The sequence below is a fragment of the Sphingobium sp. LB126 genome (assembly GCF_002795205.1).
In the GTDB taxonomy this organism is placed as follows: domain Bacteria; phylum Pseudomonadota; class Alphaproteobacteria; order Sphingomonadales; family Sphingomonadaceae; genus Sphingobium; species Sphingobium chungbukense.
The window spans coordinates 805449-831269 of record NZ_NETV01000001.1 but is presented as its reverse complement, the minus strand read 5'-3'; the positions used below and the strand labels follow the sequence as shown (position 1 = coordinate 831269).

19 protein-coding genes, 1 tRNA gene and 1 pseudogene are annotated in these 25821 nt (G+C 62.2%); 11 read left to right on the top strand and 10 right to left on the bottom strand.

What is annotated here, in order from left to right:
* Positions 1-56: 56 nt before the first annotated feature.
* From CAF53_RS03965 to CAF53_RS03945, 5 genes and pseudogenes are all read right to left on the bottom strand, one after another.
* Positions 57-1279 (bottom strand): annotated as a pseudogene (locus CAF53_RS03965) (amidohydrolase family protein).
* Entirely contained in the window at positions 1276-2271 is a 996-nt protein-coding gene (locus CAF53_RS03960; RefSeq protein ID WP_100237398.1) for an aspartate carbamoyltransferase catalytic subunit, read from the bottom strand. The pseudogene CAF53_RS03965 and the gene CAF53_RS03960 overlap by 4 nt, the downstream one beginning before the upstream one ends.
* Before the next feature lie 65 nt (positions 2272-2336).
* Positions 2337-3947 carry an NAD(P)/FAD-dependent oxidoreductase gene (locus tag CAF53_RS03955; RefSeq protein ID WP_046764923.1) on the bottom strand — a complete coding sequence of 537 codons (1611 nt, stop codon included), beginning with the start codon at positions 3945-3947 and terminating at the stop codon, positions 2337-2339.
* A gap of 487 nt (positions 3948-4434) precedes the next feature.
* On the bottom strand, positions 4435-4944 hold the full coding sequence (locus CAF53_RS03950) for a phosphoribosyltransferase domain-containing protein (RefSeq protein ID WP_100238683.1): 510 nt from the start codon (positions 4942-4944) through the stop codon (positions 4435-4437).
* A 4-nt stretch (positions 4945-4948) separates the two neighbouring features.
* Positions 4949-5935 (bottom strand): bile acid:sodium symporter family protein, encoded by a 987-nt coding sequence (locus CAF53_RS03945; RefSeq protein ID WP_100238682.1) that lies wholly within the window; start codon positions 5933-5935, stop codon positions 4949-4951.
* 93 nt (positions 5936-6028) lie between these two features.
* Here CAF53_RS03945 and CAF53_RS03940 point away from each other — a divergent pair, with 93 nt between their 5' ends.
* Positions 6029-6799 carry an enoyl-CoA hydratase gene (locus CAF53_RS03940; protein ID WP_100237397.1) on the top strand — a complete coding sequence of 257 codons (771 nt, stop codon included), beginning with the start codon at positions 6029-6031 and terminating at the stop codon, positions 6797-6799.
* Between the two features lie 69 nt (positions 6800-6868).
* On the opposite strand, the gene CAF53_RS03935 is transcribed toward CAF53_RS03940, so the two are convergent.
* The 3 genes from CAF53_RS03935 to CAF53_RS03925 form a co-directional block, all read right to left on the bottom strand.
* Positions 6869-7774: a DMT family transporter gene (locus CAF53_RS03935; RefSeq protein WP_100237396.1), complete on the bottom strand. Its 906-nt coding sequence runs from the start codon at positions 7772-7774 to the stop codon at positions 6869-6871.
* 73 nt (positions 7775-7847) lie between these two features.
* The gene (locus CAF53_RS03930; protein WP_100237395.1) at positions 7848-8162 is read right to left on the bottom strand and encodes a hypothetical protein; all 315 of its coding nucleotides are present in this window, start codon (positions 8160-8162) and stop codon (positions 7848-7850) included.
* 70 nt (positions 8163-8232) lie between these two features.
* The gene (locus CAF53_RS03925) at positions 8233-8754 is read right to left on the bottom strand and encodes a MarR family transcriptional regulator (RefSeq protein ID WP_100238681.1); all 522 of its coding nucleotides are present in this window, start codon (positions 8752-8754) and stop codon (positions 8233-8235) included.
* Positions 8755-8882: 128 nt separating this feature from the next.
* Between CAF53_RS03925 and CAF53_RS03920 the strand changes: the two genes are divergently transcribed.
* From CAF53_RS03920 to CAF53_RS03910, 3 genes are all read left to right on the top strand, one after another.
* Positions 8883-8957: transfer RNA gene (locus CAF53_RS03920), tRNA-Gln, on the top strand.
* 283 nt (positions 8958-9240) lie between these two features.
* Positions 9241-10776 carry a site-specific integrase gene (locus tag CAF53_RS03915; RefSeq protein WP_157801222.1) on the top strand — a complete coding sequence of 512 codons (1536 nt, stop codon included), beginning with the start codon at positions 9241-9243 and terminating at the stop codon, positions 10774-10776.
* A 239-nt stretch (positions 10777-11015) separates the two neighbouring features.
* The gene (locus CAF53_RS03910; RefSeq protein WP_100237393.1) at positions 11016-11576 is read left to right on the top strand and encodes a DnaJ domain-containing protein; all 561 of its coding nucleotides are present in this window, start codon (positions 11016-11018) and stop codon (positions 11574-11576) included.
* 491 nt (positions 11577-12067) lie between these two features.
* Here CAF53_RS03910 and CAF53_RS03905 read toward each other — a convergent pair whose 3' ends face one another.
* Both CAF53_RS03905 and CAF53_RS03900 read right to left on the bottom strand, forming a co-directional pair.
* On the bottom strand, positions 12068-14683 hold the full coding sequence (locus CAF53_RS03905) for a hypothetical protein (protein ID WP_157801221.1): 2616 nt from the start codon (positions 14681-14683) through the stop codon (positions 12068-12070).
* Between the two features lie 20 nt (positions 14684-14703).
* Positions 14704-15693 carry a hypothetical protein gene (locus CAF53_RS03900; RefSeq protein WP_157801220.1) on the bottom strand — a complete coding sequence of 330 codons (990 nt, stop codon included), beginning with the start codon at positions 15691-15693 and terminating at the stop codon, positions 14704-14706.
* A 404-nt stretch (positions 15694-16097) separates the two neighbouring features.
* Here CAF53_RS03900 and CAF53_RS03895 point away from each other — a divergent pair, with 404 nt between their 5' ends.
* The 7 genes from CAF53_RS03895 (at position 16098) to CAF53_RS03865 (ending at position 25815) form a co-directional block, all read left to right on the top strand.
* Complete coding sequence (locus tag CAF53_RS03895; protein ID WP_100237390.1) at positions 16098-16562, top strand: hypothetical protein; 465 nt, start codon at positions 16098-16100, stop codon at positions 16560-16562.
* A 61-nt stretch (positions 16563-16623) separates the two neighbouring features.
* Entirely contained in the window at positions 16624-17688 is a 1065-nt protein-coding gene (locus tag CAF53_RS03890) for a hypothetical protein (protein WP_100237389.1), read from the top strand.
* A 1-nt stretch (position 17689) separates the two neighbouring features.
* Positions 17690-18043, top strand: coding sequence for a DUF2958 domain-containing protein (locus CAF53_RS03885; RefSeq protein WP_100237388.1), 354 nt, complete (start codon positions 17690-17692; stop codon positions 18041-18043).
* 587 nt (positions 18044-18630) lie between these two features.
* Positions 18631-19575, top strand: a complete 945-nt coding sequence (gene pip / locus CAF53_RS03880; protein ID WP_100237387.1) for a prolyl aminopeptidase — start codon at positions 18631-18633, stop codon at positions 19573-19575.
* A 118-nt stretch (positions 19576-19693) separates the two neighbouring features.
* Positions 19694-21163 carry an aldehyde dehydrogenase family protein gene (locus tag CAF53_RS03875; RefSeq protein WP_197707359.1) on the top strand — a complete coding sequence of 490 codons (1470 nt, stop codon included), beginning with the start codon at positions 19694-19696 and terminating at the stop codon, positions 21161-21163.
* A gap of 42 nt (positions 21164-21205) precedes the next feature.
* Positions 21206-22513: an MFS transporter gene (locus tag CAF53_RS03870; RefSeq protein WP_157801218.1), complete on the top strand. Its 1308-nt coding sequence runs from the start codon at positions 21206-21208 to the stop codon at positions 22511-22513.
* 320 nt (positions 22514-22833) lie between these two features.
* Positions 22834-25815 carry a TonB-dependent receptor gene (locus tag CAF53_RS03865; protein WP_100237384.1) on the top strand — a complete coding sequence of 994 codons (2982 nt, stop codon included), beginning with the start codon at positions 22834-22836 and terminating at the stop codon, positions 25813-25815.
* Positions 25816-25821 lie beyond the last annotated feature (6 nt).

The following is a 25821-nucleotide window of genomic DNA, read 5'->3' as shown; positions in this document are numbered from 1 at the left end:
GAGCCAGCGAAGGAGGGCGCTTTAGCGTGGGCCGCCGGGTAGGGCAAGGGGGGAAATCAGAGGAGAACGCCGCCCTTCATGATCCGGCGCGCGCGGCCCTGCACCGGGACGCGATTGAACGGCGTGTTTCCGGCCTGCGCCGCCATTTTCGTCGAATCGACGATCCACGGCATGTCGGGATCGATGAAGATGAGGTCGGCCGCCGATCCCGGCGCGAAGCCGCCCGCATCGACACCGAGAATCTTCGCCGGATTGGTGCTGAGCAGGGTCATCAGGCGATTGAGGGACACATGCCCCTCCCGCACCAGATTGAGGGAGAGGGCGAGCAGCGTTTCCGCGCCGGCCATGCCGGGGGCCGCGTCGGCGAAGGGAAGGCGCTTGTCCTCCGGCCCCGCGGGTCATGGCTGGACGTGATGACGTCGACCGTGCCGTCCGTGACTGCCGCGATCGACGCCTTGCGGTCATCCTCCGACCGCAGGGGCGGGGAGAGGCGGGCGAAGGTGCGGAAATCGGTCACCGCCTGATCGTTGAGGAAGAGATAGGCGGGGCTGATGCCGCATGTGACCCTCAACCCTTCGGCCTTGGCGGCGCGGATCAGGTCGAAGCCCGCCCCGGTCGTCACCAGCCGGACGTGGATCGCCGCGCCGGTCACGCGGGCGAGCATGATGTCGCGCGCGATCGCCATAGCCTCGGCGCAGGCGGGGGCATGCGGCAGGCCAAGGCGCGTCGCCGTTTCGCCGCTGGTCGCGACGGCCTTGCCCGCGAGGCCGCCATCCTCGGCATGGGTGATGACGGTGAGGCCGAGGCCGGAGGCGTAGGAGAGCACCCGCAGCATGACGCCCGAGTCCGCGATCCATTGGCGCCCGGTGCCGACGGCCTTGGCGCCTGCTGCCTGCATCATGCCGATCTCGGCCAGTTCGGCGCCCTTGAGGCCCCGCGTCGCGGCGGCGATGGGGTGGACCCAGAAATCCGGTTTTCCGGCGCGGGTGGCCTGGCGGATGAGGCCTGCGTCGTCCAGCGGGGAGGATTGGTCGGGCATCAGCGCGGCGCGGGTGATGCCGCCGAAGTGGAAGGCGGGCTTGTCGGTCGCGAAGACGCCGAGGTCGATGAGGCCGGGCGCGACCACCAGTCCGGCGGCGTCGATCGTTTCGGCGTCCCGGGGTATGGCGACATCGCCCGAGGCGACGATGCGATCATCCTCGATCAGGACGACGCCGGCGGCGAGGTCCTTGCCCGCCGGGTCGGCCAGCTTGCCGTTGACGATGGCGAGTCCGCTCATGCCCATCCCTCCATGCCACGCGCTCTTCTGGTCAGCACGTCCAGGCAGGCCATGCGAATGGCGACTCCCATTTCCACCTGCTCCGTAATCGCGGAGCGTTCGGGATGGTCGGCCACCACGCTTGAAATCTCGACGCCGCGGTTCATCGGGCCGGGGTGCATCACCAGTGCGTCGGGCTTGGCGATGGCGAGCCGTTCCGGGGTCAGCCCGTACAGCATGTGATATTCGCGCGCCGAGGGGATGAAGGCCCCATCCATCCGCTCATTCTGGAGCCGCAGCATCATCACCACGTCGGCGCCGTCCAGCCCCTCATCCATGCGATGATAGGGTGTGGCGCCCAGCATCTCCACCTCGGGCGGCATCAGCGTCGGCGGCGCCACCGCCCGCACCTGCGCGCCCAGCGCGGCGAGGCAGAGCATGTTGGAGCGCGCCACCCGGCTGTGCAGCACGTCGCCGCAGATCGCCACGATCAGCCCCTCGAACCCGCCCTTGCGCCGCCTTATGGTCAGCGCGTCCAGCAAGGCCTGCGTCGGATGCTGGTGCCAGCCATCGCCCGCGTTCAGTACCGGACAGTCGACCTTGTCCGCGATCAGTGCCACCGCGCCCGAGCTTGCATGGCGGATGACGATGACATCGGCGGCCATGGCGTTGAGCGTCATGGCGGTGTCGATCAGCGTCTCGCCCTTCTTCACGCTGGACGTGGCCGCCGCCATGTTGACCACGTCCGCGCCCAGCCGCTTGCCTGCGATCTCGAAGGATAGCAGCGTGCGCGTGCTGTTCTCGAAAAAGGCGTTGATCTGGGTCATGCCCGCCAGCCGGTCGTCATGCTTGCGCGCGCCGCCCCGGTTGCTCCTCGCCCAATGTTCCGCCTCATCGAGGAGGAAGCGGATTTCCCAGGGCTTGAGGTCGGCGATGGACAGCAGATGCCGATGCGGAAACAACGCCCGGCCGGTCAGGTCAGGCTGGGCGGATGGAACGGAGATATCGGGCATGAACCGACGCTTTAGGCGAGGGTGGGGAAGAGGGCAAGCCGGCAAGGCCAGATCGAAAGACCGGTTCAGGCGCGTCCGAGCCACCGCCCCAGCAGCGCGCCGTCCCGCATCACCTCCCGCGCGGCATTATGGCCCGGCGCGCCGGTCACGCCGCCGCCCGGATGGGTGCCCGCGCCGCACATGTAGAGGCCCTTCACCGGGCCGCGATAGGCGCCATGGCCCAGCACCGGGCGGGCCGACCAGAGCTGGTCCAGCGTCATATTGCCATGCATGATGTCGCCGCCGACCAGCCCGAACTTGCGTTCCAGGTCCAGCGGGGAGAGGATGTCGCGCGCGATCACCGACCGGGCGAAGCCGGGCGCATAGGCGTCGACCGTCGCGATGATATGGTCCGCCGCCGCCTCGCGCTCGTCATCCCAGCTTCGGCCATCGGGCAGGACCGGTGCGAACTGCTGGCAGAAGAGGCTGGCCACATGGGCGCCCGCGGGCGCCAGGCTTTCGTCCACGGTCGAGGGGATCAGCATCTCGACGATCGGCTCGCGCGACCAGCCCTCGCGCTTCGCGTCCATGAAGGCGCGGTCCATATAGGCCAGCGTCGGCGCGATGATGATCCCCGACTGATGATGTTCGCCCACGCCGGGCAGGCAGCTGAAGTCCGGCAGCGCGGAGAGCGCCACATTCATGCGGAAGGTGCCCGAAGCCGTCTTGAATCCCCGGATGCGTTTCAGGAAATCCTGCGGCAGGTCGCTCGGGCGCATCAGCCGCTCATAGAGGAGTTTGGGGCCGACATTGGCGATGACGCTTTTGGCCATCACCTCCTCGCCATTCTCCAGCCTGACGCCGACGGCCCGGGACCCGTCGACCAGCACGCTGGCGACGGCGGCTTCCAGGCTGATCTCCACGCCCAGGGCCCGCACCACCCGCGCCATGATCTGGGTGATCGTGCCCATACCGCCGACGCTATGGCCCCAGAGGCCCTTCTTCCCGTTCACCTCGCCGAAGACATGGTGCAGCAGCACATAGGCGCTGCCCTGCGCATCGGGCGAGGCATAGTTGCCGACCACTGCATCGAAGCCGAAGGCCGCCTTCACCGCCTCGCTTTCGAACCAGCCGTCCAGGAAGGCGCGGGCCGATTTGGTGAACAGTTCCAGCACATCGCGCTGCTGTTCCAGCATCAGTATGCCGATGCGGCGACCCTGCCGGAGCGCGGCCATGACCATCGCCAGTCCGTCCCCGGCATTGGGCGGTGCCTTCAGCGTCATGTCGCGCAGCAGTTCCGCGACGATCTCCAGCGCGTCATAATAAGCGGGGAGGGCGGCGGCGTCCTTCGCGCTGAACTTCGCGAATTCCGCCTGCGTCCGTTCGATCCCGCCGCCCAGCTTCAGATAGCGCCCGTCAGGCTGGGGCAGGAAATTGCTGATCGGCCGCTCGATCACGCGATAGCCGTGATCGGCCAGCCGCATGTCGCGGATCACCTTGGGATGGAGCAGGCTGACGGTATAGCTGGCCACCGAATTGCGGAAGCCGGGATGGAATTCCTCGGTCACGGCGGCGCCGCCGACGACCGCGCGCCGCTCCAGGATGCGGACCTTGTAGCCCGCCCGCGCCAGATAGAAGGCGCAGACCAGGCCGTTATGACCGCCACCGATGATGACCGCGTCATAGCGTTTGGTCATGCGGCGCGGCTCCATCCCGCCGCCGGTTGCCCGCGCAGCCGGGCCTGTCGGGATGTGCGTCGATGGAGGGAGCGCGCGTCCTTCATCTTCCGTCGCCTTTCAGCGATCGCACAGGGAGCCTCGCGCGCCGGCGGAGCGGCGATCGCGTGAATGCCGCCTGGGAGGAGATATATGTCGAAGCGGTATAGGGGCACAGCTTCGGATAGGTCCAAAGCCGCTGCGGCTCATCCCCCAAATGCGGTATGGGCGGCGGGAAATGCACGGACCGGACGGATCGATGGGTGCTTGTTTCCACAAGCCGGCCGCCGCCGTCCGTCTGCGGTCCCATCCCAGGATCATGCCGTTGCCCGTTTTCGCCCATTATCGCGCGCCCCGCCCACGCAGAAAATTTGTACGACCGTATAACAAAGGCCCGTGCGCGACAATCCCGCGCGCGACAATAAGGATGGCACGCAGATTTTCCGCCAGGTGCCGCATGCCGAACCGATTACCGTGTCCGTCCGGGCACATGGCTCCAGTCGGCCAGGATGCTTTCCCGCCTGGCCACCGCTTCCCAGGGGAAGACGTACCAGTCCTTGGTCACGGTCCGGTCGATGGTTTCGGCGCGATAGTCCACCCGCGCGTCGGAGCGGATATTGTCCATCAGCACGGCAAAACGGATCGAAACCACCCCCGCCATGGCACGCCGCACCAGATTGATGGTCCCTCCGCTGTCGTTGATGTCGTCGACGAACAGCAACTGCTCGCCCGCCGCTCCTCGCGCCTGGAGCCTGGCCAGCAGCGTCTCGCCAAAATCGGGCAGTTTCGCCGAGAGATCGACCGACAGCATCGGGATGTCCATCGCATGGCTGAGATAGGTTGCGGGGACGAGGCCGCCCCGCCCGATGCCGACCAGATAGTCCGCCTGCCATCCCGAAGTCCCGATCGCCCCGACCAGTGTATCGATCTGATGGAGAAAGGTCTCCATCGTCACGGGCGTCAATTTCGGTTGGTCCATGGCGTCAGCCCGCCGCCAGCCGGGGGCCGGTTTCCGCCGCCGCGCCATAATGGCGTGCCAGGACGGCGCAGGCCATGAGCTGGATCTGGTGGAACAGCATGACCGGCAGCAGGATCGGCCCGACCGCGCTGGCCGGGAACAGCACGCCGGCGATCGGCACGCCCGATGCCAGGCTCTTCTTGGAGCCGCAGAATTGCAGCACGATCGCATCCTCCCGCGCAAGGCCCATCAGGCGCCCCAGGATCAGCGTGAAGAGCAGCACCGCGCCCAGCATCGCGATGCACAGGAGCGCCAGCAGCAGCAATTCGCCCCGCGATACCTTGTGCCAAAGCCCCTCGACCACCGCCGCGCTGAAGGCGGTATAGACCACCAGCAGGATCGATCCCCGGTCGACCCGGCCGACCAGGGTCCTGTGCCGCGCGACGAAGCCGCCGATCAATGGCCGCGCCATATGCCCGACGATGAAGGGCAGCAGCAGTTGCAGCACGATATTCTCGATCGAGGAGAGGGAGATCAGGCTGGCGGTCCCGCTCCTCTCCATCAGCAGCGCCACCAGCAGCGGGGTGAGTACGATGCCCAGCAGGTTGGAAAAGGACGCGCTGACCACCGCTGCCGCGACATTGCCGCGTGCAATGGCGGTAAAGGCGATGGACGATTGCACGGTGGACGGCAGCAGGGTCAGGAACAGCAGGCCTGCGCGCATCGCGGGCGAGATCGCCGTCACCTGCTGCGTGGCCAGGCCGATCAGCGGGAAGATGGCAAAGGTCGTCGTCAGCGCCGCCAGATGGAGTTTCCACGCCCTGGCTCCGTTCCAGATCGCCTCGCGCGACAGTTTCGCGCCGTGCAGGAAGAAGAGCAGCACGATCCCCGCATCGGCGGCCGCTCCGGCAATCCGCGCGCCTTCTCCACGCGCGGGCAGGACGGAGGCCAGCGCGACGGTGCAGATCAGCAATAGCAAGAAGGGATCGAGAAGGTCGCGCAGCCGGTTCATGCCATCGCCTTTAGGCAGGATGACGGGAAAAGGATAGACGCGCCGCCGCCGATCCGCCAACACGCGCGGAGTACAGCAAGGGAGAGACCGACCGTGAGCGAAGATGTCGCGATTGTCGAGAATGCCGGTGTCATCGAAATCCATATCGACCGGCCGGACAAGAAGAACGCGCTGACCGCCGTCATGTACCGCATGATGACGGCGACGCTCGCCGATGCGTCGGCGCGTCCCGAGATCGGCGCTGTTCTCTTCGCGGGCAGGGGCGACGCCTTTTGCGCGGGCAACGACATCAAGGACTTCATGGCAGGCCCCGAAGGCGGCGCGGCGGCGTTCGACTTCATTCGTGCGCTGGCTGCCTTCGACAAGCCGATGATCGCTGCCGTTCAGGGGCTGGCCGTCGGCATCGGCACGACCATGCTGTTCCATTGCGACCTTGTCTATGCAACGCCGGATGCGCGCTTCATCATGCCCTTCGTCAATCTGGGGATCGTGCCGGAGGCGGCGTCCAGCCTGCTCGCGCCGGCGACGCTCGGCTATGCCAAGGCGGCCGCGATGCTGCTGCTGGGCGAACCCATGGACGCGCAAACCGCGGATCGCGGGGGCTTCGTCACGGCGATCGTTCCCGCCGAGAACCTGCTCGACCATGCGCGGCAGAAGGCGGCCGTGCTGATGACCAAGCCGCCCCAGGCGCTGGCCGCCACGCGACGTCTGATGAAGGGCGATCCGGCAACGCTGAACCAGCGGATAGAGGAAGAAGGGCAACTCTTCCGGGAAGCGCTCAAGTCCGCCGAAGCGCAGGAGGCCTTTTCGGCCTTCTTCGAAAAACGTGCCCCGGTTTTCAGGCGCTCTACCAAGGTGCCGTGATGCTGACGCGTCAGCAGCTTGAAATACTCAGGCGCTGCGCGGGCTTTGCCGAGGTGCCATGGGTCATGCTCATGGAACCTTGTTATCGGTCTTCCCGAACCGGATTTCGCTGACGATCACGGCGGCGACCACCAATATGCCGCCCAGCAGGGCGATCGCGGGAAGGCGGTCGCCCGCTATCCAGCCGATGATCCCCGCCCAGACCGGCTCGCCCGCATAGATCAGCGTGGCGCGCGTCGCGGAGACGCTTTGCTGCGCCCAGTTCATCACCAGTTGAATGAGCGCGGTCATCAGCCCCAGGCCGCAGGCCGACAGCACGACCGTCCAGGAAAAGGGCGGCACGGTTTCGCCCGCCGGTATCATGCTGGAAAAGGCCAGGATCGAGGTCACCATGAGCTGGATCAACGTCACCCGCGCGACATTCACCCGGCCCGCCCACAGGCTGATGAAGATGATCTCCAGCGCGATGGCGAGCGTGCTGATCAGCGTCAACGCCTCGCCCCGGCCGAGCGACAGGCCTTCCCTGGGCGCCGCGATCAGCAGCAGGCCGATGAAGGCAAGGGCCACGCCCGCCCAGCTTGCCAGCCGGGGCGGCCGACGCAGGATCAGCCACTGGAATATCGGCACCAGCGGGACATAGGCGGCGGTAATGAAGGCGGAAGTGCTGCTGGGAATGGTCCTTAGCCCCCAGGTCTGAAGCGAATAGCCCGCGAAGATGCCGAGGCCGATCATGCCGCCCGCCAGCCATTCGCGCCGCGTCACCCCGCGCAGCACCGGCAGGGCAAGGGGCAAGGCCATCAGCGCGGCCGTCCCGAACCTGAGGCCGACGAAGAAGAAGGGGCCGCTGTGCCGCATCGCCTGATGCACGATCAGGAAGGTGCCGCCCCACAGAAAGGTGATGCCGATCAGCGCCAGTTCGGGCCGGCCGATCATCAGCCGGGAAGGGGAGGGAGTCGAAGAAGCCGCACCGTGCATGACGCAAGCTGGTGCGACCGTTGGATGCCAAGGTCAAGCGCCGCCTCTTCCGGAAAGAGGCGGCGGCGCCCGGTCAGTCCTTCTTCATGTCGTTGCCCGCGCGTTCCATGGCGGCGCCCATGTCGTGTTTGGCATCGCGCGCCGTGCGTTCGGCATCACGGGATGCATTGTCCATCGTGGTGCCCATCCGGTCCGTGCCCTCGTCGATCGCATTGCCCGCATGGTCGAGGCCATTGTCGATCCGGTCGCCCGCCTGGTCGACGGCATTGCTCATGTCATTGCCGATCGCGGAGCCGGCATTCTCCAGATTTTCCGTGGCCTTTTCCGAACAGGCAGACACGCCCAGCACGGTCAGCACCGACAGGGCAGCCAGAAATGATTTGCGCATGGTTCATCCTCATCGCCGTCAACGGAGCCGTAATAACCGTTGCACAGCCGATAAGGTTGCGCCGGGGGTGTCAGCGGCCGCGTAATCCGAAGACCATCGACCGGTCCTGATCCGGGATCAGCCCTTCCAGCACCCGCCAGAAGCCGGTGACGGACCCTTGTCCCGCCTGCGCATAGGCGGCCGCCATCTTTTCCCGCAGCGCGCGGAACAGATCGGCCTCCAGCGCGATACCGGCGGGGCTCAGCCGCAGCAATTTCTGGCGCCGGTCGTTCGCGCCCTGCCGGGTCTCGATATAGCCCTGCTCGATCAGGTCGTTGAGGACCCGGCCCAGCGACTGCTTGGTGATGGACAGCAGTCGCAGCAGATCCTTGACGGTGAGGTCGGGCTGGCGCGAAATGAAATAGAGCGCGCGGTGATGGGCACGCCCCAGCCCCTGCGCGACCAGCCCTTCGTCGATCGACCGGGTGAGCGCCGAATAGCCGAAATAGAGCATCTCTATCCCCCGGCGAATTTCATCCTCGCGCAGGAAGAGCGGCGAAGCGGGCGCGATCTGCGAAGGTGAAGCGGCCGGTGGAGAGCTTTGAACGGGCATGCCGGCTTGTTCCAATATGAGTGGCGGACGGATCGGCATATTGGCGCCTAAGGAAAATAATGACTAGGCTTTCCTTTCGCGCGGGAGCCGTTATATGGCGGTCCGCGCCGGCGACGCCGGCACTCTGCTGGGGCGTCGCCAAGCGGTAAGGCAGCGGCTTTTGATGCCGCCATTCGCAGGTTCGAATCCTGCCGCCCCAGCCAAGTTTTTCCCAACATACTGCCAAAGCTGCCTTTTCGGACGACGCCGGAACCGTGGTGGGGCGTTTGCTACAGAACCCTGCTACAAAGTTGGGGCTTTGGGGGCATGGGAGGCATCCCGAATACTGTCAGGCGTGGGGGCGTCTATCACTTCCGGCGAGCTGTTCCGGTGGGGCTCCGGGCACGGTTGGCACGGAGCGAATTGACATGCAGCCTCCATACGCACCAAGCAGGAGAAGCGCGGTTCCTGTCGCGCTGCCTGTATCTGCGGTCGGAGGAATTGTTCGTGGAGGTCGAGAGCGCGCCCATGCTGAGCGATGAGGAGATCGCGGCGCTGGTGAAGGATTTTTACTCCACGATCCTGGCTAAGGACGATCATCACCGTTTGATGGCGGACGCGCCAGATCAGTTCCGGGCAGCGCGAGCCGATCACTATCGGCAACTGGCGGAAAGCGCGAAGGAACATCTTGCCGAGAATGCCTATGCGACTGTGCGGCAGATCACCTCCGCTATGCTGGCCCGCCGCTACGGGCTGGATGCGAAGTTCGACAAGCTGAGCGTTCGGAAAGTTAGCCATGCGATGCTTCGGGCGGGCGTCGAGGTCGCCGAAACTCTGCGCGCGAGGGCCGAGGGTGATTTCAACTATGAGCCGCAAGATAAGTTGCTTGTGGAGGCTCTTCGTGAGAGGCCAGAGCTGCCAGCCTCGGTGCCCATCACTGCCGCTGCCGAAATGCCGCCGATTGTTGCAGGTCCTACATTTACCGAGGCGGCAGAAACATTCAGAGAAGAGCAACTGCGCCGTAAAAAATGGGAGCGCCAGACATACCTTCAGGCGCGGGCGACCTATTCGATCTTTTGCGACTTCGCTGGCGACCGACCTCTTGGTGATTATGTTCGCGCCGATGCCGGTCGCTTCAAAGCGTTATTGGAGGACCTCCCGGCCAACTACAGCAAAGCTGTGGAGTTCCGTGGCCTGACGGCGCAGCAGATTGTGGAGCAGACTCGCCAACAGGATGTCCTCCGTCTGTCGTCGCGCACGGTACAGCGGCATTTCGCGGCTTTGTCGACCCTTTGGGACAGCGCGATCGAACAAGGCGCGGCGGCTATCAACATCTTCAACGACTGGAAATTCGCTGCTGCGAAGCGAGCACGCGACCAACGGCAGATGTGGCCGATTGAGTTGCTTCAGGCGTTGTTCAAGACGCCAATTTGGGCAGGATGCCAATCTGAACATCGGCGTTCGAAGCCGGGAACGCATATCATTCGGGACGATAAATTCTGGCTTCCGCTGATCGCGCTTTTCTCTGGAATGCGCCAGGAGGAAATCTGCCAGTTGCGCCTCGACGATGTGCGGAAAGCGGAAGGCATCTGGATTTTCGACATCAAGGAGGGCGAGGGGCGCCAACTCAAAAACAGAAATGCAATCCGGAAGGCCCCCATCCATCATAGCCTGATCCGGCTGGGCCTACTCGACTATGCCGATCAGATGCGGGCGCGGCCCGGCAATCTGTTGTTCCCGGATCTAAATCCGGGTGGAGCGGATAACCGGCTGGGCCATAATTATTCCAAATGGTTTACCCGGTATCGGCGAGACACGGCGCTTTATGTCAAAAGGATGGATTTCCACTCTTTCCGCCATAATGCGATCACGTTTATGAAGCGTGCCAATGTGCCCGATTCAGTAGTCGATGAAGTGACTGGGCACGAGACAGCTGGAGAAACGGCCCGCTACAACAAAGGGCTGACTATCGCAAATCTGAAGGAAGCCGTCGACAAGATCGACATAGGGGTCGATCTTTCGCGTCTGTATCAATATACCTGAAAACGCTGGCCCGCAGGACTGTACGATGATGCCGGGCGCACGCCGAGTAACCTCTTCTGGATAGCGGCCGGCTGCATGTCCGTGGGCGGGCTCTCCTGCAAACCCGTAAATCGGGGAGTCCTATGATCCGCTTCGTTGTCTCGCTCGCCACTGAGGACGATGATCTCAGGGCATCAGAGTTGTTGCTGGAATTTATCCGAGCAGGCATACGGAGATAGGCACGGGTCGGGGGCGCTGTGATGGCTGATGGGCAAGCATTTGTTGATTACTACAAGATTCTGCAAGTCAGCCCCAACTGTGACGCGAGAGGCCTAGAAACCGCCTATCGTTTGCTTGCAAAGATGTACCATCCCGACCATGCCGCAACGGCCGACGTCACGAAATTCAATGAAGTGATCGAGGCGTATAAGACGCTAAGGAACTCAGACCAGCGGGCGCAGTACGACCTTCTCTACGCTGCCCGGACAGGCTTCAGGTTCCATGCGGATGATGAAGTTGATGGCGAACAAACGGCATACGATGATGCAGACGCTCACTCGAAAATTCTTCTATTTCTATATAAAAGACGAAGAGAGAGTGCGCAGGACGCGGGCGTAGGTCGATATTTCGTGCAAAAAATGCTGAACTGTTCAGATGAGCATTTTGAGTTTCATCTGTGGTATTTAAAAGCAAAAAGCTTAATTGAAATCACTGAGCACGGAACGTTGGCAATCACCATTGAAGGCGTCGATCATGTGATTTCCATATCTCAGACTGTGATGAGAGAAAAATTACTGATTGGGAGACCGACCGATCCTTAAAATCAACGGCTACCTCCATTTCCTCGACTATAGTGGCTGCTGCCCCTCCCTCACCAGCGCGGTAGCTGAAACGACGTCCGACATCGGTTTAACCGATGCCTGAGGGCTCCAGGGACAAAGAAAATGCCCCGCCCTCGGACGGGGCCAATTTGGGTCGCCGACAAATCTTAAGCCGCTGCCGGTGATTCGCCCATCTATCGCGAGTTATAATGCTAAAAAGGAGGGTCTCTCTCTCTGCTGCATTAACCGCCGACGGGTATCGAAACGGTTAAGTTTAATGAGGCTAGCAATGGACAGGCCGAAGCTGTGCATCACCGTAAACCGGGTGAAGTATGGCTCGTTAAATGTTTGGAAACGGATGATCGAAATAGCTGGGGTGAAGCCTCACAGGGGTTTTGACCATGTGCCGACCTCCACACCGAGACCGGCAGATCAGATTGTCTGCCATCCGCGAGAGATGCCTGCTCTCCATCAATAACAGTGCGCCGAGGTTAGAAAATCTTGCGCAGTTCAATCATGACGGTACGGCCGATGGGGTCTCTTCGCACAGGTTGATAGGCTTGCGGGATTTCCCCGAGAAGATTGGTCACGCGCTGACGCTGATTTGAAATATTGTCAAATGCGACAGTGATCTTGGCACCTTTCGCCATGCGCCCATTTGGGAAAATTTGCGCGAGATCGGCATAGAGTTGAAAATCGACCGTGGTCAGAGGCGCGAATGAAAGCATGTCGGGATCGGTTGGCGAGCCGACACTCAGATAACTTGCCCCGCGTCGCCGTAAGTCAAAGCGCAGCCCCGTGCCACCTCTGTTCAATGCGACGCTTGCGTTCGTTGCATGCCGCTGCTGCCCTCCGGCGATGCCGATCGCGCCTCCCTTGAGCAAATCGATCTCGGGCAAGCCTTCGCGAATGACGGTGGTGTTCTTGAGCAGAATGCTATGTGAGGCCGTGACCTGCAATTTCAGCGGCGGCGTGCGTCGACTGGACGCAAGGCCAGTTTTGCCGGGCATGAGCGTGGAACGCGTCAGAGGGATTGCGAAACGTAGCCCGAACCTCAACTGCTCGGTCTGTTGACGGGCAAAATTGACGGAGCGATTATCAACGAGGATCAGCGTGCCTGAAGCATTCCGTTGAAATCGGTCAGGGAATGCAGCAACGATGGCTGTGCTGGGCGAGGGCAGCGCACCCAACTGGTTGCGCAGATCATCGGTTGAATAACTGACGTCGAACTGAAAATTATACTTACGGAGCGGGTTAGCCGTCAAAGCAAGGGTGCGCGATCTCAGGCTCTCATTCCGCAGCGAAGCAGCGCCGCCGTAGACCAGCGTCACATCGACGGTCTCTCCCGTCAGCGGATCGAAATATGGCACGTTGGGGCTGATCACTTCGGGCGCAGCCAGCAACTCAGGGGCGATTGCACGCTCGGTCCGGACGCTGCCAGCGCTGAAACGCAACCAGTCGAGCATCTCCCAATCCAGTTCGATGCCGCGCCGCTTCAAATTACCATACCGCCCAAGATCAACGGTACCTGCATCCAGGGCGAGGTCGATGTCCCCCAGTATCGGCAGAAATCCTTCTTCCCGACTGGTGAGCGGGATCGATATTCCTGCTTTCGCGAGATATTCATGGCGACTGAAAGCACGCTCGCCTGAGCTATCTTCAGCGTCATAGTTGATCCAGGTCGCGCCCAAGCCCGCACTTACCCGAACGGTTCCTGCCCAGTTCTGGAAAAGAGGGCCGTCCAGATCGAGCGTGACCTGGGGAGTGCTGTTCCGGCTCCGCGTACTGCGAGTGCCAATCGGGATCAGTCCGGCCAGCGATCCGTCAAAAGGATTTTGCGTGGATGCAACGGTCGATCCGCCGACAAGTGATCCCGTCAATTGGGATCGGTATGCCAAGTGGCGATAATCCCACCGGCCTGACAGGATCGCGCGCCAGCCACCCCATGCGGCGTTGAACGCGGCAGAAACCGAATGGCTCTTGGTACTGCTCGCGCTGCGCAACGGCCGGTCAGGATCGTTGAGCGCGATATAGACCGGCGTGGAAAAGGGGGTGAACGCATTGCTGGTAGGAATCAGAAAGCGAGCCGAAGGCAAGCCGTTGTAATTCTCCGTATCGGTCCAGTTCACTCTGCCGCTGAATTGGAGTGACAACCAAGGCGCGAGTTCCTTATTGCCGGCGGCGGCGATGTCGATCGGACGAGAGGAACCGCGCAGAGTGCGATAGAAGCTTTGGTTGCTTGGATTGAGTTGATTGGCTCCGGCTACAAGGTCAGACAGTTGAAATGACGTCTGCCCATGAGGCAGCGCGAGAAAATTGATCCGCTGGCCCGCAAGAGCGCTCAGTTGCGGATCGATTTCCAAGCCTGAAACGGGAGTGATGTTGCCCCAGACAGAATAGGGAATGCTCTCCTGGCGGGGAATGAAATCCCGCTCTGATTCGAACAAATCGCCCGATCGAGCTCCCCTGATAGTAAGGTTTATTCTGTCTTGCCCCTTGATATAGGTGAGCAGCATTTCTCCCTTGTTGTTGTTCCAGCCGCCCTCAGTTGCCGTTTCCCGGCTGGCGGTGAGCGTGGCGCTCCTGACGCGGTTGCGCAGCACGATGTTATAAGTCCGCTGACCGGCTGCGCCATTGACGCGCTGGGCGGAGCCGCGAGGCAGCGTTTCGACCCGCGCAATCGCTTCGACCGGTATGTCCGAAATGTTACTTGGGTCTGTAATGGGGCGGCCGTTAACGAGAATCGCAGGATCGCTATCCCCGTTCTCATTCCGGATTTCGTCGAGCAGTTCCCCGGTTGTGCTGACATTGTAGGACGCGACGCTGTCTTCGTCATATGTCTGCTCGACCGGCACATCCTGGAGAGCGGCGACGATCGCTCGCGTGCCCGTGACAATGATGAGCGTCTGGTCGGCGCTATATGTCGCGCTCCCTTCCGTCGAGGCAGTACCCACATTCTCCAGAGCCCACCCGCTGGATGTCATGCCTGCCATCATCGCAACCGGACAACAGCCGCCGATCAAAGCCCGGCGCAGAAGCGAGGTAGAGGGCATCTGGTTGAACTCAGCAATAAAGGAATGTCTCGCCAGACGCTGCTGGCGAGACAATCTTCAGGTCCAAAAGTGACTTACAAGGAGTAGTTCGGTACCGAGATATAGGTACCGTTGCTCCCTTCAGTGCCAGCGCCCCAGGGCGCGACCTTGAACCAGTCTGTGGTGCACTTGGTGCCGGTATAGCCATTCTGGGTGCGCCAGGTGCCGCCCGGCGCGGGCTTGTTCGGCGAAATGCAGATGACCACCTGGCCAACATGATATTCGCCCGTGACCTGCACCGGGCCTCCATGATCTTCAAACGCGTAAATGCTGTCGATCTGTTCCTGGCTCACCGGCGTTCCGGCCACAGTGAACTTCAGAACCGGACCGTCCCAATATTCTGGAATGGTCTCGTCATAGGCCTGAGTGCCTTCGAAAACGCAGTTGCCCTGCGGAGACTGACCCCAGAAGCCCTGGTTTGCGCCAGCGGCATGCGCGGCGTTGAAAGCGTTGCAGGCATTCAGGGCGGCATTCGCCTGCGGCGTTCCGATCAGTTCAGGATCGATAACATATTGGCCTTCAGCGTCGTGATGGATCACCTGCTCGGCATGATAGACTTCCTGATTGATGTTGCAGCTGAAGGCGTGCTGGAACGTCGAGGTGAAGTCTGCCGTGAAATTGTAAGTGCTGTCAGTCCAGTATCCGGCAGTCGACCATTGATCTCCGAACATGTTGACGCTGCCGCCGACGCGGAACGGATTACCACGGATTTCGAGCACTGCGGGAACGTAGGTCCCGGCATGCTGAATCGTGCCTTCGTCAATATCGCGAGAACCGGTTTCCGTCGGACCGCTTACCAGGGTCGCGGCTCCGGTGACCACTTCGCCGGTCCATTTGTCACCATTTCCGGTCTCGTGGGCGGCGGCCAATATGTCGCATTGGTCCTGCATGGCCGCAAGCGTGTCCTGGCTCGCGAGCTGAGCGCTGGGCGTCGGAACGGTGTCCGCCCAAGCTGTAGTGCTGGCAATTGCCGAAAAGGCGGTTCCGCACATTACGGCCGCGACAAGAAACTTATTTTGAGACATGCAGAAACTCCCCCAGATTGCACCATGCCGCTTAAGATCGCCATGACTGTCGAACCAAGTTGAATGATTCGCGCCCGATCGGGGAGTTAATAGGTTGTTAAGTTACGGATTAGAAGGTCTTCATTTCAACTGTTCCAAATTGGGAACATGCTTACTTATTTCGTAGATATATTAGAACGCTAGTTATATGTCATTCAACCATCAGTAATAGTTTTATATATATCTATAGGTGTAATGGGGTACTTTAACCTCCGTGCAGCCTCGCTCGGCGATCCAGCGTCTGACTTTCTGAAGGAGATAGCCTGGTCAAACCCGCCACTCCTGCCCAGCACAAGCAGCCTCCCTCGCATTGCCAGCCATGCTGATGGTCGGTCGGCAGCGAGAGGTGCTTCTAAAATGAAAAAATGGCCGAAACGCTGGGGGAGTTGCCGTCCGAAACGCTGGACAGGCCGGTCGCGACGGCGCATAAATTTCTGGCGCTCCAGCGCCATACCTCCCCCCTCTACACTGCCTTCCCCTTTATCTACCTTCCCTATACCCACACCTTTCTCCTCCTCCCTTTCTCTCCCCAAACCAATGAAGGTTCAAAAGAGGAAGATATGAGATTTGAGAATATGCCGGTCGTCGCAATCCAACCATGCGACGGGCCAGCGATGGTGGCCGCGATCGATCGGCTATTCGTCGAGGGGGTCGATGTCCGACGTCCGGAGGGTGCGCCTTTCCAGCTCAAGCTTCCCCTCGGCTTCAACTATTATCCAACGACCGGCAAAATTTTCCGTGATGGCGCTCCGGCCTCGTTTCGGCAGAAAGGCATCGACGCCTTACTCCTGATTCTCCGCGAACATGGAGACGGGCAAGGCGCTGCATAGATATCTGCCGCCTCAGTGAATCCTCTCTGCCGGACGCAACCCGGCAAAAGAAGGAGGATTCATGACGCCAGAGTCAGGCCAGGCCATCGGCCAGCTTCCCCTCATGCCGGATGAGCTGCTCAAGGCTCACTTCGTCCAGGAGAAATTCGACACCCGTTTCCGCGCCTGCGCGCGCCTGCTCCAAGCCTTGTGGCGTGAGCGGCAGGGTCTGCCAATCGGCAGCTTCCAGGGACGCGACGGACGCAAACGGAAGGTCGGTTCGTTGCTCAGCACGAGTGCGGCTGCCGTTGGCCGCAACTTCCTGGGACCGGCCGTGGCGCATCTCGCGCGGCGCGAAGTCATCTATCAGGAAGCGGGTGCACTGATCGACCGACAGCGACTCTACAGCAATCTGCTGAGTTCCATGCCGCTGGCATTCAACCTGTTTGCGCCGCTTCGTTTCGATCTGGCGCTGGCCGCTAAGGTGATGCGGGCGATTGCACCGACCGTCGACATTGCAGCCGTTCGTCACGTCTGGTTCGAGCATTCGCCGGGGCGGCGGGAAGTGGACCTGACCGGCGACCGGACGGCCTTTGACGTTGCAGTCGTCTATCAGCGCAGCGACGGCGCGACCGGCCTGATCGGAATCGAGGTCAAATATTCGGAGAGCCTGGCTGAGCCCGCTCCTGCGGAACTGAACCCCCGCTATGATGAACTCGCCCCGGCATCGGGCCTTTTCAAGGAACCCATGCACGCGGCCTTGCGGGTGAACCCTCTCCAGCAGTTGTTCCGGGAGCACCTGCTCGCCCAAGCGGCGATGATGCGCGGCGACTGGGCGGAAACGCACTTCATGCTGCTCGCGCCGCGCCATAATACGAACGTCCAGCAGGGGGCGGATCTCTACCGCAAATTCGTGGCGTCGCCCGGCCCGGAGCAGGCTTCCTTCCTGAATGTCGAACTGGAACAGCTCGTGGAGGCGCTTGGCTGGGCTGGCGCGAGGGACGAGGCTTACGCCCTGTTCGATCGCTATCTGAACTGGGGTGTCGTCATTGATGCTGTCGAAGCCTGCCTTCGAGCCAAGATCGAAGATTGGCATATCGCGCCGCCGCCGTCCGCTCCCCTGACCCTCATCGGGAAGGCGGCCTGATATGATAAGGCCGTCCTTCATCGATCAGGCCGCTTTCGAACTGATGCTGGAACACGGTCGGGGCAGCGCAAGGGGCGCGGACCGTGATCCGATGCCGGTGGTGAAGCTCTTTACCCCGGACGCCGGGGCGACTTGGCTGCTCACTGAAATCGACCCTGCGGACTATGATCGGGCATTTGGTCTATGCGATCTCGGGCTTGGGGAGCCCGAACTGGGATATGTGAGCCTGGGCGAACTGGCTGCCGTTCGTGGTCCCCTGCGCCTACCTATCGAACGGGATACCGCCTTCACCGGCAGCAAACCGATTTCAGAATACGCCGCCGAGGCCCGCTATGCGCGCAGGATCGTAGCGTGACGGCCTGCCAAGCTCTTGCATTTTCTAACATTGATCCACTAGGGTTGTCTCGCTCCCGCAATACTCGGGAGCGGGGCGTGGAAACCTCTTTGTCGCAGCACCTCGGTCGATATTCGGCCGGGTGGCATGCGCGCATGTCCAGCCGGCTTGCCGGTAAAGGCGCATGCGCGCTGTGCTGTGCCAGTGTTTCCAACATCCGGCTTCGGCCGTTGCCCCGAATGGACATGGGGGGCAACGAATGACGGATCGGATCACGGGGCTCGAACGCCTCGCTCAGCTCAAGGCCGAAGGCGTCTTAACCGACGAAGAATTCATGGCGCAGAAGGCGGCCCTCTTGGGTGCATCTGAGGCGAATGCGGGCGGGAGCCAGGCCGCGACATTTGCCGAGCGTTTCAGTGACAGGCGAGCGACGTCCTCCGATCAAGCCACTGCGGCGGTTTTGCTGGGGCGCAAAAACCTGGATGAGGCTCCTGCCGCCCCAGCCAAGTTTTTCCTAACATACTGCCAAACCGGGCTTTCAGACGACGCCGGAACCGTGGCGGGGCGTTTGCTACAAAGTCCTGCTACAAAGGCGGGACTGTGTACGGATGGGAGCGATCCCGAATATGTTCGGGCGGGGGCGTCCATCGCTGCCGGCGAGCAGTTCCGGTGGAGCCACGGGGGTGTTCCTGCACGGGGGACCTGGTGCCGGCATTTCGCCGTTGCACCGGCGATTGTTCGATCCCGACCGCTACGATCTCATCCTCTTCGACCAGCGTGGCTGCGGGAGATCGCGGCCGCATGCGGAGGTCGACTGCAACAGCAGCTGGCACCTCGTTTCCGATATCGAACGCCTGCGGACGAGCTTCGGCTTCGAACGGTGGCTCCTATTGGGCGGTTCGTGGGGCTCTACGCTGGCGCTCGCATATGCTCAGGCCTATCCGTCACATGTCACCGAGCTGGTCCTGCGCGGGATATTCCTGGGCGATCAGGCGAGCCTGGACTGGTTCTATTCCTTCGGCGCTTCGGAAATTTTCCCGGATCAGTGGGAGGCCTTCTGCGCGGCCATCCCGCCGGAGGAGCGCCACGACCTGGTCGCGGCCTATGACCGGCGCCTGACCACGCTCGAGGGTGCGGCGCAGCTGCGCCTCGCGCGTATCTGGAGCCAATGGGAAGCCGCGACCGTCTCGCTGCTGCCGGACCCAGCGCGCGAACGAAGCGCGCAGGACCCCCACTATGCGATCGCCGTGGCGAAGATCGAGGCGCATTTCTTCGCGAACAAATGTTGGCTCAGGCCCGGACAGCTGCTTGAGGACGCGCATCTTCTCGCCGACATTCCCGGCACAATCGTGCACGGCCGGTACGATATCTGCTGTTCGGCGCGCAACGCCTGGGAACTGCACAGGCGCTGGGCACGATCGAGGCTCCATCTGGTCGAAGGCGCGGGACATGTGTTCTCCGAACCCGGAATCACCGATCGGCTGATCGAGGCGACGGACCAATATGCCGCGTCATGGGCAGGCAATCGCGAACTGATGGCCAAAACGAACTGACGCGCTGCCGAACGTGCCGACACGGCTTTTGATAAGCCTGTGCCGGAACCGACGAACCAAGGACGAACTACCAATGGCTCAGCAGATGACAGCCACTCCTACCGCTCCGCGCCGACTCATGGCCGAAGACCTCGAGCGCGTCGCGCCCCTGATCGACGGGAAAGTGTTGCCATCGGCCTCGGCCGACCAGCTGGAAACCTACGATCCTTCCAACGGCGCAAGGCTGGCGGCGATTCCACGCGGCGCCGCCGAAGACGCCGACCGAGCGGTTCGGGCGGCCCGGGCGAGCTTCGACAGGCGCGACTGGAGCAAGGCTCCGCCGGGCGAGCGAAAGGCGGTCCTGCTGCGATGGGCGGAACTGATCGCGCAGAATGCAGTCCGCCTCGATGCGCTCGATGCGCTGGAAATGGGCAAGCCGGTCAGTCTTCAGGTCTACAACGCCATGGTCGCGGCGGGCCTCGTCCGGTTCAATGCCGAGGCGATCGACAAGGTTTCTGGCGATGTGCTGAGCAGTGACAGCCTCTCCACCGTGATCCAGACTCGAGGCCCGCGCGGAGTTGTTGCGGCGATCATTCCCTGGAATTTTCCAACCTATAATAGCGTCCTCAAAATTGCGCCGGCGCTAGCCGCCGGCAACAGCGTCGTGCTCAAGCCTTCCGAGTTCGCCTCGCAATCGGCAATGATGCTCGGGCGGCTTGCGCATGAAGCCGGATTGCCGCCCGGCGTGCTGAATATCGTGCCGGGCAGCGGCGGGACCGTCGGCCGTGCGCTGGCCGAGCATATGAACGTCGACATGGTGACGTTCACTGGATCCTCTGACGTCGGCAAACTGATCATGCAATATGCCGGCGCGTCCAATATGAAGGTCGTCGGCGCGGAATGCGGCGGCAAGTCGCCCCAGATCGTGTTCGACGACGGAATCGATCCCGACGTGATCGCCGGCTATATCGCGCGCTCGATCGCTACCAATCAAGGGCAGGTGTGCAGCTTCGGATCGCGCCTTCTGGTCCAAGAAAGCTTGTGCGATATTCTGGTCGAACGGATATCAGCACGTCTTGCGGATATCGTCGCGGGCGATCCGCAGCTCAGTTCCACCACCTACGGTCCGCTCGTCTCGTCGCGGCAGATGCAGCGGGTCGAGAAGTTCTTGTCGCAAGCACGGACCCAGGGCGCGGAAGTCGTCTATGGCGGGAGGCGTATCCTGAAGGAGACCGGCGGCTTCTTCATCGAGCCGACGATCGTCACCAACGCCGGGGCCGATAGCCAGATTGCGCGGGAAGAAATATTCGGGCCGGTGGTGGCCGTGCTTCCGTTCAGCGATGCCGAGGATGCGATCCGCCTGGCGAACGAAACCAGCTATGGCCTCGCCGCTTATATATGGTCGACCCATGCAGCAACCGGGTTCAGGGTCGCGAACGCATTGCAGACCGCGGTGACGGTCGTGAATGCGGATGCGGTGGGGAGCGCCGGACCGGGCTTCGCATTCTCCGGCGAGCCGGCTGGCCTCTCGGGCATCGGGCTGGAAGGCGGCGTTGCCGGGCTTGAAACATACCAGCGCCGGCAGACCATGTGGTTCAACCATGGCTAATATCGTCATCTGGCCGTTGCTCGGGACGATGGGCGGAGAGTCGTGACGGCCTTCTCCGGCCCTGTGCGATTGAGCCGTTTTGGCAACAGCTACGTCCTCGCGCTATTGGTCGCGATCAATATCGTGAATTATGCCGATCGGACGCTGATATCCGTGTTGGCGCCGGCGATCCAGCAGGAACTCGATCTCAGCAACACCCAGGTCGGCGCAATCACGGGCATCGCCTTTGCGCTGACCTACGGCCTCTCGGGATTGGTCCTGGCTCGCTGGGCGGATCGCCATGGCCATGCCCGAATATTGGTCGCCGCCGTCGCGACCTGGAGCGTGATGTGCGTCCTCACCGCCTATGCCCGGTCGTTTACGCAGCTGTTCTTCGTCCGCCTGGGCTTGGGGATCGGGGAATCCGGAGCATCGCCTGCGTCGTTCGCGCTGATCCACACCGCCTTTTCAGATCGCGCCCGGCCGATCGCCTACGCGATCTTTTCCGCAGGAGCGACGGTGGGTATCGGAACGGGTGTCGCCGTGGGCGGATGGCTAGGGTCCGAATATGGCTGGCGCCCTACCATGATGATCATGGCGGCGCCGGGGCTGCTGCTCGCGTTCGTCTTTGCGCTGACCGTGAAGCGACCCGCCAAGTCCGCCGGTGGACCTCGAATGCAGATGCCTTCGGCCTTGGCGACGGCGAAGGCCATCGGCGCCGACCCGCTGCGCCGTTCGTTGGTCGGGGCCTATGCGATGGCCAGTTTCGCCTATACCGGCTTTGCCCAATGGGCGCCGACCTTCTACATGCGCACGCATGGGATGAGCATGAAGGAGGTCGGCGCCACCTACTCGATCAGTTCTTCGGGAGGCGCGCTCCTGGGGATCATCATCGGTGGAATCGTCGTCGGCAGAATGCTCGTAAGGAGCGCGCCTCTGGCGCTCCATCTGTGCGGCCTGCTGGCGGTCTGTGCGGCGGCGGCCAGCGCCGCTGCATTCCTGGTGGCGGATCGAACGCTGTCTTTGACGCTGTTCGCGATCTTCGGGCTTGCCGCCGGTGCCACCTATGCGCCGACCATCGCGCTGTTCCAGGAACGAAGTCCTGGGGAAAGCCGGGCGTTCGCCGGTGCGACAATGCTGTTGATCGCGATCATCGTCGGCCAGGGGGGCGGCCCCTTCATCGTCGGCCTTGCAAGCGATCTGCTTGAAGCGCAGGGGGTGCAGGCGCCCCTTGCGACGGCTCTGGTCATTGCCAGCACTTCGCTCCTGCTTTCTGCATATTTTCAGTTTGCCGCCGCCCTCAGCACAGGCTGCGGCGAGACGTCTCTCGCTCCGCTCGCGGACGGCGCAGCAGATGAAGTTTCCGTATGAGGCATATCGAGATGGAAGGCGATCGCTGTGCGCCGTCGGGCCGCATCAGCCCCTTGGGCCGGCGATAGGCTTCCGGCCGTCGCTGGATGCGACGTGCGGGCAGGGCATCCTTTTGGCCGTAGCTCAGAAAGGCCGTCCGACGTCCGTCATGGCACGGGATGGCATATATGCAACAGGCAAAAGATAAAATCGCGTCTTTCCAAATACTAGGCTTTACTTCACCCGAGCAGTTTTCCAGCGTCGCCGCCCGGAAGCGCGATCGTGGGGTCTTTATCGTCGCGAATTTCCATCCTTAATGCCAGATCAGGGGACTGGATCGCATGAGCGAAAATGGAAAATTCCTGCCTTGGCGTGCCGGCGCGGCGCCGGTCGCCTTGATTGTCGCGCTGGCGGGCGGAAGCGCCCTCGCACAGGCGCAGGACGATGCCTCCCAGCCCGTAGACAATGTCATCATCGTCACCGGATCGCACATTGCCCGGCCCGAACTGGACGTCGCCAATCCCATCGTCGCGGTGACGGCGGCGCAGATCGAGCAGACCGGCCGCACGAACATCGTCGATATATTGCTGCGCAATCCGGCCCTGACCGCCTCCACCGGCAGTTCGCTCGCCGGCGGCGCGGACGCGGCTTTCGGCGAAACCGGCGTCAATCTGCTCAACCTGCGCAATCTCGGCACGCAGCGGACGCTGGTGCTGGTCAACGGCAAGCGGCATGTCGCTGGTATCGCCAACAGCGCGGCGGTCGATATCAATTCGATCCCGCAGGATCTGATCGAGCGTGTCGACGTGTTGACCGGCGGCGCTTCGGCCATTTACGGCGCGGACGGCGTTTCGGGCGTGGTCAACTTCGTCCTGAAGCGGAATTTCGAGGGGCTTGCCGCGCGCGCCCAGTCGGGCATCTCGTCGAAGGGCGACGCCGCCAACCGCTATTTCAGCATCACCGCCGGCCGGAATTTCGCGGACGGACGCGGCAATTTCGCCGTCTCCTACGAATATAACAAGGCCGACCGCCTGAGTTCCTTCGCTCGCGATTTCACCGGCAATCCGGCCAGATATCGACAGATCCTGCAAAATCAGGATGATCTGAACGACGATCCCAACGTTCCCGATCGCATCCCCTATGCCAATCTGACCTGGGCCGACAGTTCGCCGGATGGGGCGGTCGACGTCGACTTCGACGAAATTCCCGATTTCACCGGCAGCGGCCTGCCCTACGACCGGGGGCTGGTGCTGGAGGGGAGCAACGGACGTGCGGTGGGCGGTTCCAACACGCCGGTCGCGGGCTATTATGGCGATCTTCAGCCGTCCACACGCCGCCATGTGGTCAATGCGCTCACCAGCTATGAATTCTCGCCTGCCCTGCGTTTCTATGCCGAGGGCAAATATGCGGCCACGCGCGCCTATTCGGTGTCCCAGCCCAGTTTCGACTTCTTCACCTATCTTCAGCCCGACAATGCCTATCTGATCGATCGCTTCGGCGCGGGGACGGCGCCCTATGGCGCGCTGGTCACGCGGGACAATTTCGACTTCGGCATCCGTGGCGAAACCGTCAAGCGTGAAACCAAACGCATCGTGCTGGGGTTCGACGGGGAGATAAGCGACCATCTGCGTTATGATATTTCCTACGTCTATGGCGAGACGAAGGTTCGCTATCGCCAGACCGCCAATCTGATCGGCGACCGCTATTTTGCCGCGCTCGATGCCGTGCGCGATCCTGCCACCGGTAACATCGTCTGCCGGTCGACACTGGAATATGACGGCGTCATCGATCCGATCAATTTCGACGGGCCGGCGACGACCTTCACGCCGGGCACAGGCAGCGCATGCCGCCCCCTCAACATATTGGGTAATGGCGTGGCGGACCCCGCTGCCCTTGCATTCGTCCTGGCCGACAATCTCAGCCGCTCGAAAATCTCGCAGGAAGTGGTGTCCGGTTCCGTCTCGGGCGATCTGGACAGCGCCTTCACCTTTCCCGGCGGCGGCTCCTTCGGATTTGCCCTGGGCGGCGAATATCGCCGGGAAAAAAGCCGGGACACCCCCGATCTTCTGATCCAGAACGGCGATTTCCGCGATTTCGAAGCCGTAGCGCCCAGCAGCGGCCGCTTCAGCGTGAAGGAGTTCTTCGCGGAAGTGAACGCGCCGATCCTCTCGCACATGCGCCTTGCCGAACTGCTTTCGCTATCCGGCGCCGTCCGCTTTTCCGACTATACCACCATCGGCAAGACGACGACGTGGAAGCTCGACGGCATCTACGCGCCCATTCCGGACATCCGGTTCCGCGGCTCCTATTCGCAGGCGGTGCGCGCGCCGAACATCGGCGAACTGTTCCAGCCGGTCTCGGGAACCTTCAGTTTCGTCGACGATCCCTGCGATGTCCGCCGGCTGAATGAAGGAACCCAATATCGGCAGGCCAATTGCACGACGATCCTGTCCGGCCTCGGCCTGTCACCCAGCCAGATCGCCGGTTTCAGCCCGGCGGGCATCACCAACCTGCGCGGTCTGGCGAGCGGCAATCCGAACCTGACCGAAGAAACGGCCAAGACCTGGACGGCCGGCGTCGTCCTGCAACCGCGCTTCATCCGGGGCCTGACGCTGAGTTTCGACTGGTACGACATCAAGATCAAAAATGCCGTCCGAACCCCCTCCGTCACGGAACTGGCCGGGCTGTGCGTCGACCAGCCCACGATCGACAATGTCTTCTGCCAGAATATCTTCCGCGGTTCGGATGGCGAGGTGTTGGGAAGCAATGTCGGGGAGGTCGGCTTCAGGGTCCAGCCGGCCAATGTCGCGGCCATACGTACGGCGGGTGCCGACTTCACCATCACCTACAATTTCACGCCGGGCGATTTTGGATCGTTCAACATCGCCCTGGTGGGCGGCTATCTGGCCAAGAAGACCGAGATCGCAACGCCCGGCGCCGACCTGGACAACGACATATTGGAAGGCCCCGGCCTGGGCGACGGCTTCAATCCGCGCTGGCGCGGTACGCTGGACCTGACGTGGAAGCTCAAAGGGCTTACCGCCAACTATTCGTTCAACTATTTCAGCAAGACCCGCCGCTACACGACGGAACAACTGGCGGCTAATCCCGATCTCGTCGATCCGCAATATGTCTGGTACAAATCGCTCAAGCAGCATGATGCACGCCTGGCCTATGATGTGGGCGAAAAGTTCCAATTCTATGTCGGGGTCAACAATTTCACCGACCAGAAGCCGGACCTTGGGGAGTTGAGCTATCCCATTTCGGGTGTCGGCCGCTTCTGGTATGCCGGGGTCAAGCTGAACAGCGGCAAATTATTCTGATGGTCC

Bases quoted from the DNA above. Each gene is read 5' to 3' on its own strand.
- CAF53_RS03960 (WP_100237398.1), bottom strand. From the start codon at position 2,271: ATGCCCGATATCTCCGTTCCATCCGCCCAGCCTGACCTGACCGGCCGG.
- CAF53_RS03955 (WP_046764923.1), bottom strand. From the start codon at position 3,947: ATGACCAAACGCTATGACGCGGTCATCATCGGTGGCGGTCATAACGGC.
- CAF53_RS03950 (WP_100238683.1), bottom strand. From the start codon at position 4,944: ATGGACCAACCGAAATTGACGCCCGTGACGATGGAGACCTTTCTCCAT.
- CAF53_RS03945 (WP_100238682.1), bottom strand. From the start codon at position 5,935: ATGAACCGGCTGCGCGACCTTCTCGATCCCTTCTTGCTATTGCTGATC.
- CAF53_RS03935 (WP_100237396.1), bottom strand. From the start codon at position 7,774: ATGCACGGTGCGGCTTCTTCGACTCCCTCCCCTTCCCGGCTGATGATC.
- CAF53_RS03930 (WP_100237395.1), bottom strand. From the start codon at position 8,162: ATGCGCAAATCATTTCTGGCTGCCCTGTCGGTGCTGACCGTGCTGGGC.
- CAF53_RS03925 (WP_100238681.1), bottom strand. From the start codon at position 8,754: ATGCCCGTTCAAAGCTCTCCACCGGCCGCTTCACCTTCGCAGATCGCG.
- CAF53_RS03910 (WP_100237393.1), top strand. From the start codon at position 11,016: ATGGCTGATGGGCAAGCATTTGTTGATTACTACAAGATTCTGCAAGTC.
- CAF53_RS03900 (WP_157801220.1), bottom strand. From the start codon at position 15,693: ATGTCTCAAAATAAGTTTCTTGTCGCGGCCGTAATGTGCGGAACCGCC.
- CAF53_RS03895 (WP_100237390.1), top strand. From the start codon at position 16,098: ATGGCCGAAACGCTGGGGGAGTTGCCGTCCGAAACGCTGGACAGGCCG.
- CAF53_RS03890 (WP_100237389.1), top strand. From the start codon at position 16,624: ATGACGCCAGAGTCAGGCCAGGCCATCGGCCAGCTTCCCCTCATGCCG.
- CAF53_RS03885 (WP_100237388.1), top strand. From the start codon at position 17,690: ATGATAAGGCCGTCCTTCATCGATCAGGCCGCTTTCGAACTGATGCTG.
- pip (WP_100237387.1), top strand. From the start codon at position 18,631: ATGGGAGCGATCCCGAATATGTTCGGGCGGGGGCGTCCATCGCTGCCG.
- CAF53_RS03875 (WP_197707359.1), top strand. From the start codon at position 19,694: ATGGCCGAAGACCTCGAGCGCGTCGCGCCCCTGATCGACGGGAAAGTG.
- CAF53_RS03865 (WP_100237384.1), top strand. From the start codon at position 22,834: ATGAGCGAAAATGGAAAATTCCTGCCTTGGCGTGCCGGCGCGGCGCCG.